Here is an 11,782-nt window from a genome sequence, read left to right as displayed (position 1 = left end):
GAGAAATGCAGAGAGCTATTGCGGCGTTGCAGGGTAAGTGAATCCCGCAGCGCTCGAATAGCTGTGTCTGATTTCAAGGTTATTCGGAAAGATATTAATACTTTCAAAGTGCAGTAGCCGGGCAAGTGCCCAAGTACTCGCGGCTAGTTCTTCAATACATTTTTTACTTTGTCGCGCAATTGATCGATCGAAAACGGTTTTCCGATGACGTGCATGTCTGCCGGCACTTCAATCGTCTCGGCATAACCGCTGGCGAACAGGATGGGTAGTGCAGGGCGCAAGTTGCGAGCTTCGGTGGCCAATTGGCGGCCGTCCATGATCGGCAGGCCGACATCGGTCATCATCAGGTCAATGTGTTGATTCACATCCTTGATAATCTCCAGCGCCTGCTCGCTGCCGTCCGCTTCCAGAACCTTGAACTCCAGTTCCTCCAGTACGTCGACGATCAGCATGCGCACGATGGCGTCGTCTTCTACTACAAGGATGGTGGACGCAGTGCTGGACATATTGGCGGCTCTCAAGAATGGGGGGGGATGGCGCCGGTCGATCAAAATTGCCGGGCTCCTGCATGAGTAAGTGGCGCATAGCCACAAGTTCCCGAGCGGATACAAAAAAGAATAGGCGCAAACGGGCGGGTAAGGATAACCGTTGGCCTGTGAATCGGCGCAGGCAAATGTGGGAAAACAGTGCTAACACTGTGAGAAAAATGGATCCATGCCGCCGTTTTGGGGCAAACTCCCTGGTTTTCAACAGTTCGACAAGGCTGCCAAATGTCCTCTCCGTCTTCGGTTGATGAACAACGGTTTCGCAAACTACTGAGTCGCAACATCAGTCTGCCTTTGGGTGTGGGCGTGATCAGCGCGGTGTTCTTTGTTTCCCTGATCACCTATCTGTTGTCGGTGATCCAGTGGGTGGAACACACCGACCGGGTGATCAATAACGCCAATGAGGCAGTGAAACTCACGGTTGATCTGGAAACCGGCATGCGCGGTTTCCTGCTCAGTGGCGATGAGCATTTCCTCGATCCCTATGAAACGGCGAAGCCGCGAATCAACGTGGCGCTCAATACCTTGCTTGAGCTGACCGCCGACAACGCGGTGCAGACTGACCGCTTGCGTCGCCTGCAAGCCTTGCAAACCGAGTGGGCAACCTACGCGCAATCGATGATCGACCTGCAGCGTGCCAGCGGTGACTACAAGGCGGCGGTCAAGGCCGGTCGGGGCAAGCGTCTGACCGACGAGATCCGCAAGCAGTTCGAGGACGTGATCGATACCGAGCAGACGTTGCGCACTACGCGCAACGAAGACGTGCGCCGCACCACGATCTGGAGCATCAGCCTTTACCTGATATTCATCGCCGGCATCAGCGGTTTACTCGCCTACGTCGGCCGACGCGACCTGGTCAGTCTCTCTGACAGCTACAGCGCCAACCTTGCCGCACAACAGGCCAGTGCTGATCGCCTGGAGCAGCAAGCCTGGTTGCGCAACGGCCAGACCGAACTGGCCGAGCAAGTGCTGGGGCAACTGACGCTCAACCTGTTGGGCCGCAACATTCTGCAATTCTGTGCCCAATATCTGGGCAGCGCCGTGGCCGCGCTTTATGTGCGTGAAGAACACGGCGGTCTGAAGCGCGTGGCAAGTTATGGCTTCTCCCGCGAGCAGGAAGAACAGGGACAATCGATCTACAGCGGTGAAGGCATTGTCGGCCAGGTTGCGCAGCAGGCGCAGGTGATTCGTCTCGATTCAGTGCCGGCCGACTACTTCAAGGTCAGCTCCGGATTGGGCGAAGGCCTGCCACGCAGCGTGCTGGTGGTGCCAACCAGCGATGACGACCGGGTCAACGGCGTGATCGAACTGGGTTTCCTGCGTCCGCTCACCGACCGTGATGTAGCGCTTCTGGAATTGATTGCCGGCAACATTGGCATGTCCATCGAAGCCGCGCGTTATCGCCAGCGTTTGCAGGAAGTCCTGGCCGAAACCCAGCAACTCAACGAAGAGTTGCAGGTGCAGCAGGAAGAGCTGAAAACCGCCAACGAGGAGCTGGAAGAGCAGTCGCGGATTCTCAAGGAGTCCCAGGCGCATCTGGAAACCCAGCAAGTCGAACTGGAACAGACCAACGAGCAATTGGCCGAACAGGCCCAGACCCTGGCCGAGCAGCGCGACGCCATGGATCAGAAAAACACCGAGCTCAATCAGGCCCAGGTACAACTCGAAGAGCGCGCCGAAGAGTTGCAGCGTTCGAGCAAGTACAAGTCCGAGTTTCTGGCCAACATGTCCCACGAGCTGCGCACGCCGCTGAACAGTTCGCTGATCCTGGCCAAGCTGCTGGCGGAAAACCCGCAGGACAACCTCAGCGCCGAGCAGGTCAAGTTTGCCGAGTCGATCTATTCCGCCGGGAACGATCTGCTCAACCTGATCAACGACATTCTCGACATTTCCAAGGTCGAAGCCGGCAAACTCGAAGTGGTTCCGGAAAACACCAGTGTGGCGCGCCTGGCCGAAGGCCTGCGCGGTGTATTCGAACCTCTGGCGGCGGACAAGAAACTGGCGTTCAGCGTCGAGTTGCAGCCGGACGCACCAATCACGCTGTTCACTGACCGCCAGCGTCTGGAGCAGGTGATCAAGAACCTGCTGTCCAACGCGGTGAAATTCACCGAACACGGTACGGTCAGCCTGACCATCGCTGGCCAACCAGATGATCGCATTGCCTTTATCGTGCGCGACTCCGGGATCGGGATTGCGCAGGATCAGCAGGAAAGCATTTTTGAGGCTTTCCGCCAGGCCGACGGCACCACCAACCGCAAATACGGTGGCACCGGGTTGGGCCTGTCGATTTCCCGGGATCTGGCGACATTGCTGGGCGGCTCGATCAGCGTCAGCAGCGCACCGGGGCAGGGCAGTGCCTTTACGCTGGTGTTGCCGCAGCAATACCGCGAGCCGGGCGACACGCCGGTTGCACCGCTGACCTTCAGTCCGCCAGCCTCCGCTCCAGTGATTACGCCTGCCGTGGCGGTGTCACCGCTGGCCTCCGTGGATATCCCGCGTTTCAACGATGACCGCACCAAGGCACCCTTCGCCACTCGCTGCATTCTGGTGGTGGAAGATGAGCCGAACTTCGCCCACATCCTCTACGATCTGGCCCACGAACTGGGTTATCAATGCCTGGTTGCCCACGGTGCGGATGAAGGTTATGACCTGGCGAAAGAGTTCGTGCCGGACGCGATCCTGCTGGACATGCGCCTGCCGGATCACTCGGGCCTTACCGTTCTGCAACGTTTGAAAGAGCACGCCGAAACCCGGCACATTCCGGTGCATGTGATCTCCGTGGAAGACCGCGTCGAAGCGGCCATGCACATGGGCGCTATCGGTTACGCGGTCAAACCGACCACTCGCGAAGAGCTCAAGGACGTGTTCGCACGCCTTGAAGCCAAGCTGACCCAGAAGGTCAAACGCGTGCTGCTGGTCGAGGACGACGATCTGCAACGGGAAAGCATCGCCCGCCTGATCGGTGATGACGACATCGAAATCACCGCCGTCGGCCTCGCGCAAGACGCGCTGGAGCTGCTGCGTACAACGATCTTCGATTGCATGGTCATCGACCTGAAGCTGCCGGACATGCTCGGCAACGATCTGCTAAAGCGCATGTCCACCGAAGACATCTGCTCGTTCCCGCCGGTCATCGTCTACACCGGGCGCAACCTGACCCGCGACGAAGAGGCCGATCTGCGCAAGTATTCGCGCTCGATCATCATCAAGGGCGCACGCTCGCCGGAGCGTCTGCTGGACGAGGTCACACTCTTTCTGCACAAAGTCGAATCGCAGTTGTCCCATGAACGGCAGAAGATGCTCAAGACCGCCCGCAGCCGTGACAAGGTCTTCGAGGGTCGCAAAGTGCTGCTGGTGGACGACGATGTACGTAACATCTTCGCCCTGACCAGCGCACTGGAAACCAAGGGTGCAGTCGTGGTGATCGGCCGTAACGGCCGCGAAGCGATTGAAAAACTGAATGAAGTCGAGGACATCGATCTGGTGCTGATGGACGTGATGATGCCGGAAATGGACGGTTTTGAAGCCACCATGGAAATCCGCAAGGATCCGCGCTGGCGCAAGCTGCCGATCATCGCGGTAACGGCCAAGGCCATGAAGGACGATCAGGAGCGCTGCCTGCAGGCGGGCGCCAATGATTACCTGGCCAAGCCCATTGACCTGGATCGCCTGTTCTCGCTGATTCGCGTGTGGTTGCCGAAGATGGAACGCATTTAGTGGAACGTAGTTACCCAGCAGAACGAAACAGCGAAATCGAATTGCGCTTGCTGATCGAGGCGATCTACCTCAAATACAGCTATGACTTTCGTGACTATTCCGGCGCATCGATCAAGCGCCGGGTGCAGCATGCGCTGAGCCAGTTCGAATGCGCGACCATCTCGGCGTTGCAGGAGAAGGTCCTGCACGACCCGACCGCGTTCATGCAATTGCTGCAATTGCTGACGATTCCGGTCAGCGAGATGTTCCGTGATCCGTCGCACTTCCTGGCGATCCGTCAGGAGGTGGTGCCGCTGCTCAAGACTTATCCGTCGATCAAGATCTGGATCGCCGGGTGCAGCACCGGTGAGGAGGTCTATTCGATGGCGATCCTGCTGCGCGAAGAAGGTCTGCTCGATCGCACGATCATCTACGCCACCGACATCAACCCGCGCTCGCTGGACAAGGCCAAGCAGGGGATCTTTTCGATGGAGAACGTGCGCGCCTACACCGCGAACTATCAGCAGGCCGGTGGTCAGCGCTCTTTCGCCGATTACTACACAGCAGCGTATGGCTATGCGATTTTCGACAAGAGCCTGTGCGAGAACGTGACATTCGCCGATCACAGCCTTGCAACCGATAGCGTATTCTCCGAAACTCAATTAATTTCATGCCGTAACGTGTTGATTTATTTCAATAAAAAACTTCAAGATCGAGCGTTCGGGTTGTTCCATGAATCGTTGTGCCACCGCGGTTTCCTGGTACTGGGCAGTAAGGAAACGCTGGACTTTTCCGGCTATTCCAACCAGTTCGAACCCCTGGTGAAACACGAACGGATCTACCGAAAATCATGAACAGTGCAGCGGATTTGCCTCGGGTCGAGGCGATTGTGGTCGGAGCTTCCGCCGGGGGCGTCGAGGCCTTGCTGACCATGCTCGGTTCGCTGCGGTCAGGATTCGGGTTACCGATCATCATCGTGTTGCATCTGCCGGAGGAGCGGCGCAGCCAACTTGCCGAAGTGTTTGCCCGGCGAGTGGCGTTACCGGTCACCGAAGCCATCGATAAACAGGACATCCAGCCCGGCACCGTGTATTTCGCCACACCGGGCTATCACCTGTCGGTGGAGCAGGACCGTAGCCTGTCGTTGAGCCTGGAAGACCGCTTGCACCATTCGCGGCCTTCGATCGACTTTCTGTTTGAGTCCGCTGCCGATGTCTACGGTCCCAAGTTGGCCGCCGTGTTGCTGACCGGGGCCAATCACGATGGTGCGCGAGGTCTGGCACAAGTCAAACGCCATGGCGGGCTGACCATCGTTCAGGATCCGGACGACGCTCTGGTGGCGACCATGCCCGAGGCGGCCCTGAAGATTCATCAACCGGATCACATACTTCCCATACGCGGCATCGGCCGTCTGCTTGTCGAGCTGGAACGAATTGCATGCTGAGTAATATCCAGGCAAAACTGCTGATCGTCGACGATCTGCCCGAGAACCTGCTGGCTCTTGAGGCGCTGATCAAACGCGAAGACCGCACCGTCTACAAAGCGCTGTCGGCAGACGAAGCGCTGTCGCTGTTGCTGCAACACGAATTCGCCATGGCCATCCTCGACGTGCAGATGCCGGGCATGAATGGCTTCGAACTGGCCGAACTGATGCGCGGCACCGAGAAGACCAAAAACATCCCGATCATCTTCGTCAGCGCGGCCGGCCGTGAACTGAACTACGCGTTCAAAGGCTACGAAAGCGGCGCGGTGGATTTCCTGCACAAGCCGCTGGATATCCATGCGGTGAAGAGCAAGGTCAACGTCTTTGTCGACCTGTATCGCCAGAGCAAGGCGATGAAACAACAGGTCGAAGCATTGGAGCAGAGCCGGCGCGAGCAGGAGGCGCTGCTTAAACAGTTGCAGAGCACCCAGGGCGAACTGGAGCAGGCGGTGCGCATGCGCGACGATTTCATGTCGATCGTCGCCCACGAAGTGCGCACGCCGCTCAACGGCCTTATCCTCGAAACCCAACTGCGCAAAATGCACCTGGCCCGGGACAACGCCGCCGCGTTCACCCTGGACAAGATGCACGCCATGGTCGACCGCGACGAGCGCCAGATCAAAAGTCTGATCCGGCTGATCGAGGACATGCTCGACGTGTCGCGGATCCGCACCGGCAAGCTGTCGATCCGACCGAGTCGGTTCGATCTCGCGCAACTGGTGAGCAATCTGCTGCAAAACTTCGCTCAGCAGATTGAAGCCGCCGAGACCGAAGTCAGTTTCACCGCCGCTGAACCGGTGGAAGGGCAGTGGGACGAGTTCCGCATCGAGCAAGTGGTGTCGAACCTGCTGACCAATGCCTTGCGTTATGGCGGTAAAAGTCTGATCCAGGTTCGGGTTTATCGCAAAGGCAATGAGGCCCGGGTTGAAGTCGCGGACCAGGGTATCGGTATCAGCGAGGAGAACCAGAAACGCATTTTTCAACAGTTCGAACGGGTTTCCGCCAAGACGGTGGTGGCCGGCCTCGGGCTGGGTCTGTTCATTTCCGAACAGATCGTCGCCGCCCATGGCGGCTCCATCGTCGTCGAAAGCAAGATCAACGAGGGCGCCCTGTTTCGCGTTTGTCTGCCGCTCCAGGAAAACGGCGAAACAAACGCAACCTCTGAGTGACCACACGGTCGTATCAGCAGCTATTGACCGAACAAAGGCTTCCCATGAGCGTAGATGCACAAGATGTAGTACTCGTCGTCGAGGACGAACCGGTGATCCTGATGGTCCTGACCGATTATTTGTCAGGCCAGGGATATCGCGTATTGCAGGCCGAAAACGGCGAGCAGGCGTTCGAGATTCTGGCGAGCAAGCCGCATCTGGACATGTTGATTACTGATTTCCGCTTGCCGGGCGGGATCTCCGGCGTACAGATCGCCGAACCCGCCGTCAAATTGCGTCCTGATCTGAAAGTGATCTTCATCAGCGGCTATCCGCAGGAAATCCGCGAGACCGGCAGCCCGATCACGCGCCGGGCGCCGATTCTGGAGAAACCGTTCGACCTGGACGTGTTGCAGGAGAAAATTCAGGAATTGCTGGCCTGAGGCGTTAAGCGCCTCAGCTCTTGATCATCTCCCGTACCTTCGCCGTCAGCAGATCGAAGGTGAACGGCTTGGTGATCATCTGCATGCCCGGGTCGAGAAACCCGCCGCGTACCGCAGCGTGCTCGGCGTAACCGGTGATGAACAGGACTTTCAGGTCAGGCCGGTATTGCCGGCCGATTTCCGCCAGTTGCCGGCCATTCATGCCCGGCAGGCCGACATCACTGATCAGCAGATCAATGCGCTGCGCCGAATCCAGGATGGGCACGGCTGCGTCGGCGTCGCAGGCTTCGACAAATCCATAACCCAACTCACTCAATACTGCGCTGACCAGTACGCGTACGGCCGGGTCGTCTTCGACGATCAGAACGGTTTCGCCTTCCACGGCATCGGGCGTCTGTTCCGTGTCGATTGGCGCGTGGGGCAGGGACTCACCCTGGAAGCGCGGCAGATAGAGTTTCACCGTGGTGCCCTGATCGATCTCGCTGTCGATCGATACATGCCCACCGGATTGCTTGCTGAAGCCATAGATCATCGACAGCCCCAGTCCTGTGCCCTGGCCGATCGGTTTGGTGGTGAAAAACGGATCGAAAGCGCGGCTGATCACACTCTGCGGCATGCCGCAGCCATTGTCGGTCACGCTCAACACCACGTAATCACCGGGCGACAGATTGCTGTAGGTCGCGGTGAAATCGCGATCCAGCACCTGATTACCTGTCTCGACCAGCAGATTGCCGCCATTGGGCATCGCATCCCGGGCGTTGATCACCAGGTTGAGCAGGGCGCTTTCCAGTTGGTTGGGGTCGGCCTCGGCCACCCACAACTGTTCGTGCAGACGCATGTCGAGCTGGATGCTCTCGTTCAGGCTGCGCTGCAGCAGTTCGCCCATCGACTGCACCAGATCATTCATCTGCACGGCTTTGGAGTCCAGCGACTGTCGCCGTGAAAACGCCAGCAAACGGTGGGTCAGGCCGGCGGCGCGGTTGGCGGATGTCACGCCCAGATCGATCAGGCTATCGAGGTCGTCGGTACGGCCACGGGCAAGGCGCCGACGCAACAGCTCAAGGCTGCCGATGATCCCGGTGAGCATGTTGTTGAAGTCGTGGGCGATACCACCGGTGAGCTGGCCGACCGCTTCCATTTTCTGCGACTGGCGCAACGCTTCTTCGTTATGCCTCAACTGCGCCGTGCGTTCTTCGACTTGTTGCTCAAGGGTTTCGAGGGTCGATTGCAGACGCCGCTCGCTTTCGCTCAAATCGATAAGACGGTCGCGGGCTTCGTACTGTCGTCGACGCCCGCGCAGAGCGGTAGAGACCAGGCTGATCAAGGTCGCCGGGTGGAAAGGGCGCTCAAGGAATGTCACGTTACCCAGCAATTCACTGAGGCGCGAAGAGGGGCCTTGTTCGGATCCGCCGTGATGGGTGAGCAAGACGATCGGCAAGTCGGACCACGCCGGTTGTTGCTCCAGGTATCGCAGCAGTCCTTCGAGTTCCGGGCCATTCAGGGCTTCGGCGGCAATCAGCAGCAGACCGGCGCCGGGTTCAAGTTCGGCGCACAGATTCCCCAGGCCGGATGTGATGAGGCCGCCGTAACCGGCCTCGTTTAGGATCATCAGTGCAATCTGGCTGTCACGACCCAGGGGCGCCAGGATCAGCGCCCGTTCGGACAGCGGCACAGTGACAGTCACAAGTTGTCTTCCTTGAGCAGCGGATTGCTCGCGCCGAGGTAGGTCGGAACGCCGCGCAGTACGCCCTGAAAGGCTTCCAACGGCTCACCGATGGTCATGCCCTGGGTGGAAATCCGGTATTCACGAATGGTCGATTCATGGCGGCCGGTGCGTTTCTTGATGATTGAAATGGCCCGGCGCACCTTGCCGATCGCTTCGAAGTAACGCAACAGAATCACGGTGTCGGCCAGGTAAGTGATGTCCACTGGCGCCTGCATGTCGCCGACCAGACCATGCTGGGCGACGGTCATGAAGGTTGCGGCGCCCTTGCGGTTCAAATACAGCAGCACTTCGTGCATGTGCAGGACCAGCGCGTTTTCTTCCGGCATCGCAGCCTGATAACCGTTGATGCTGTCGATCACCACGGTCTTGATGTCGCCATCATCGACGCAACGGCGTACCCGGTGGGAGAACTCACCGGGAGACAGTTCGGCTGCATCCACCTGTTCGATCAGCAGGTTGCCGGTGGCCTGCAGGGCCTTGAGGTCGATGCCGATGTTCTTCATGCGCTCGAACAGCAGACCCAGTTCTTCGTCGAAAATGAACAGCGCCGCCTTCTCGCCACGCATGACCGCAGCGGCAGCGAAGATCATCGATATCAGCGATTTGCCGGTACCGGCCGGGCCGAGAATCAAAGTGCTGGAACCGGTCTCGATACCGCCGCCCAGCAGCGCGTCCATTTCGGCAATTCCGCTGGTCAATTGCAGGCGCGGGTAATCGCCCCGGTGTTCGGCCGCCACCAGACGCGGAAACACATGCACACCATCGCCCATGATGGTGAAGTCGTGAAAACCGCCGCGATACTTCTGGCCGCGATACTTGATCACCCGCACGCGTCGGCGTTCGGCTCCGTAGTTGGGGGTCAGTTCTTCGAGGCGGATGACACCGTGGGCCACGCTGTGTACGGTCTTGTCGAGGGACTCGGTGGTCAGGTCATCCAGCAGCAATACCGTCGCGTCATACCGCACGAAATAGTGCTTGATCGCCAGGATCTGGCGGCGATAACGCAGAGAGCTTTGCGCCAGCAGACGGATCTCCGACAGGCTGTCGAGCACCACCCGGGTCGGCTTGAAACGCTCGACCACTTCGAAAATCTGCTTGGTGGCTTCGCCCAGCTCCAGATCAGAGGAGTAGAGCAGGCTCTGCTGATGCTCGGCGTTGAGCAGGCTTTCCGGCGGTGTCAGCTCGAAAATCTCAATATTTTCGTTCAATTCCCAGCCATGGGAGAGCGCACCCTGGCGCAGTTCGCGCTCGGTTTCCGAAAGGGTGATGTACAACGAGCGCTCGCCGGCACGGGCACCGGCAATCAGAAAATGCAACGCTACCGTGGTTTTACCGGTACCGGGCTCGCCCTCCAGCAGGAAAACATGACCGCGAGACAAACCACCGGCCAGAATGTCATCCAGGCCTTCGATGCCTGTGGCGGCTTTTGCGCTGATCAACTCGTTCGATGTAGACAAAAAATGCCCTCTAATGACTAAGGGAAACGGGGCAGCGGGCGATGTATGCCGTTCTGGGCTGCCTGTTTACTTGACCCTTTGCCGGGATGGCGGTTCCGAATTTCTTGCGGGATGTGTCGAGGAGGCTGTCAGAAGTCGCTCAGAGGCCCTGCTGCAGAGAGGGATCGTCCGGGTTCATCTGTTCGAGCTGGGCCAGCAGAACCTGCACGTTCTGTAACTGGCCACTCTCTTTCCAGTAATTGATCAGCAGGACCCGCGCCTTGCGATCGGCCGGGTGGCGCTGGACGATTTCCTGCAATTGTTTCTGCGCCGCTTCGAGTTCCTCGGCGCTGTGCAGTGTGGTGGCGAGGTCGTAGCGATAGTCCTTGTTGTCGGGCTCCAGCTCCACGGCCTTGGAAAGACCGAGCAGGGCGAATTCGCGTTGATCGTGATGCAGCAGCCACAGTCCCAAGGCATGTTGCAGATAGGCCGAGTCGGGCTGAGCCTTCAATTGTCGGGCCAGCAATTGCCGGGCGGCGTCGCTCTGACCCTGGCGGTCGAGTACCTCGATCTGCATAACCAGCGCCGGCAGGTTGGCGGGATCCAGGCGCAGGGTTTGCTCAAGGGCTTCCTGCGCCTGTTTGAGCTCGGCATTGTGCAGATAGAGGCGCGCCAGTTGCGCGTAGTTGGCGGCGCTTTCCGGCTGATTCTTGAGCGCCTGTTCCCACACATCGATGCCTTGCTGCAGCGGAGCGAAATACAGGCCCAACTGATCGGGGGACAAGCCGAGGAGGGCATTGATCGCGGCAAATCGAACATCCTGGTTTTCATCGTCGAGCAGCGGACCGAGCAACAGACTGCGCTGGCCGCCCGGCACCAGGCCGGTCACGCTCCTGATCGCCGCGATTCGTACATCGGGGGATTCGTTCTGCAGATCGGCATCCGCCAGTTTCAACGCTTGCGGGCTCGGGTAGTTCGGCAGTTCGGCATGCAGCCAGACACGTCGCTTGACCGACAGGTCCGGACGTCCCAGTTGTTGGTACAAAACCCGCGCCGCGCCCGGCTGACCGGCTCGGGCGGCGGCCAACGCTTCACTGAAACCATGCTTGATGGCTTCCGGCACCACCGGTGCGGTGTTGCGCAGGGACAGCCACGCAACCAGGAGGACAAGCACGAGGCCAAGACTGATGAACAAGTAGCGGCGGGACTGAGACATGCAGGTATCCGAAGCATTCATATTGACGCAGAGGGGCAAGCTTCGGTCAGCTGACGCCTTGAGTCAAACACTCTGCCTGATCTGGCCTA

General features: G+C 58.9%; 9 protein-coding genes. 5 read left to right on the top strand and 4 right to left on the bottom strand.

Going from position 1 to position 11,782, the window contains the following annotated elements; all coding sequences use genetic code 11:
- Positions 1-143: 143 nt before the first annotated feature.
- Positions 144-506 (bottom strand): response regulator, encoded by a 363-nt coding sequence (locus ACW9HX_RS00940; RefSeq protein WP_457379107.1) that lies wholly within the window; start codon positions 504-506, stop codon positions 144-146.
- Positions 507-770: 264 nt separating this feature from the next.
- Between ACW9HX_RS00940 and ACW9HX_RS00935 the strand changes: the two genes are divergently transcribed.
- From ACW9HX_RS00935 to ACW9HX_RS00915, 5 genes are read left to right on the top strand one after another with little or no spacing between them, the layout of a single operon-like run.
- Complete coding sequence (locus ACW9HX_RS00935; RefSeq protein ID WP_457379106.1) at positions 771-4,262, top strand: response regulator; 3,492 nt, start codon at positions 771-773, stop codon at positions 4,260-4,262.
- Positions 4,262-5,095, top strand: coding sequence for a CheR family methyltransferase (locus ACW9HX_RS00930; RefSeq protein ID WP_457379105.1), 834 nt, complete (start codon positions 4,262-4,264; stop codon positions 5,093-5,095). The genes ACW9HX_RS00935 and ACW9HX_RS00930 overlap by 1 nt, the downstream gene beginning before the upstream one ends.
- The gene (locus tag ACW9HX_RS00925; RefSeq protein ID WP_457379104.1) at positions 5,092-5,685 is read left to right on the top strand and encodes a chemotaxis protein CheB; all 594 of its coding nucleotides are present in this window, start codon (positions 5,092-5,094) and stop codon (positions 5,683-5,685) included. The genes ACW9HX_RS00930 and ACW9HX_RS00925 overlap by 4 nt, the downstream gene beginning before the upstream one ends.
- Positions 5,679-6,893: a hybrid sensor histidine kinase/response regulator gene (locus ACW9HX_RS00920; RefSeq protein WP_457379103.1), complete on the top strand. Its 1,215-nt coding sequence runs from the start codon at positions 5,679-5,681 to the stop codon at positions 6,891-6,893. The genes ACW9HX_RS00925 and ACW9HX_RS00920 overlap by 7 nt, the downstream gene beginning before the upstream one ends.
- A gap of 44 nt (positions 6,894-6,937) precedes the next feature.
- Positions 6,938-7,315 carry a response regulator gene (locus ACW9HX_RS00915; protein ID WP_007954537.1) on the top strand — a complete coding sequence of 126 codons (378 nt, stop codon included), beginning with the start codon at positions 6,938-6,940 and terminating at the stop codon, positions 7,313-7,315.
- Between the two features lie 13 nt (positions 7,316-7,328).
- Here the strand turns inward: ACW9HX_RS00915 and ACW9HX_RS00910 are convergent, their stop codons facing one another.
- The 3 genes from ACW9HX_RS00910 to ACW9HX_RS00900 form a co-directional block, all read right to left on the bottom strand.
- A complete protein-coding gene (locus tag ACW9HX_RS00910; RefSeq protein ID WP_457379102.1) occupies positions 7,329-8,999 on the bottom strand; it encodes an ATP-binding protein in 1,671 nt (556 codons plus the stop codon).
- Positions 8,996-10,498 (bottom strand): ATPase domain-containing protein, encoded by a 1,503-nt coding sequence (locus tag ACW9HX_RS00905; RefSeq protein ID WP_457379101.1) that lies wholly within the window; start codon positions 10,496-10,498, stop codon positions 8,996-8,998. Before ACW9HX_RS00905 ends, ACW9HX_RS00910 begins: the two co-directional genes overlap by 4 nt.
- 139 nt (positions 10,499-10,637) lie before the next feature.
- A complete protein-coding gene (locus ACW9HX_RS00900) occupies positions 10,638-11,693 on the bottom strand; it encodes a tetratricopeptide repeat protein (protein ID WP_457379100.1) in 1,056 nt (351 codons plus the stop codon).
- Between the last annotated feature and the right edge of the window lie 89 nt (positions 11,694-11,782).

It is taken from the genome of Pseudomonas sp. SDO52101_S400 (assembly GCF_054071635.1).
The sequence above is the reverse complement of the archived record's forward strand: the minus strand, read 5'-3'. Positions and strand labels throughout refer to the sequence as shown.

Bases quoted from the DNA above. Each gene is read 5' to 3' on its own strand.
- ACW9HX_RS00940 (WP_457379107.1), bottom strand. From the start codon at position 506: ATGTCCAGCACTGCGTCCACCATCCTTGTAGTAGAAGACGACGCCATC.
- ACW9HX_RS00935 (WP_457379106.1), top strand. From the start codon at position 771: ATGTCCTCTCCGTCTTCGGTTGATGAACAACGGTTTCGCAAACTACTG.
- ACW9HX_RS00925 (WP_457379104.1), top strand. From the start codon at position 5,092: ATGAACAGTGCAGCGGATTTGCCTCGGGTCGAGGCGATTGTGGTCGGA.
- ACW9HX_RS00920 (WP_457379103.1), top strand. From the start codon at position 5,679: ATGCTGAGTAATATCCAGGCAAAACTGCTGATCGTCGACGATCTGCCC.
- ACW9HX_RS00915 (WP_007954537.1), top strand. From the start codon at position 6,938: ATGAGCGTAGATGCACAAGATGTAGTACTCGTCGTCGAGGACGAACCG.
- ACW9HX_RS00900 (WP_457379100.1), bottom strand. From the start codon at position 11,693: ATGTCTCAGTCCCGCCGCTACTTGTTCATCAGTCTTGGCCTCGTGCTT.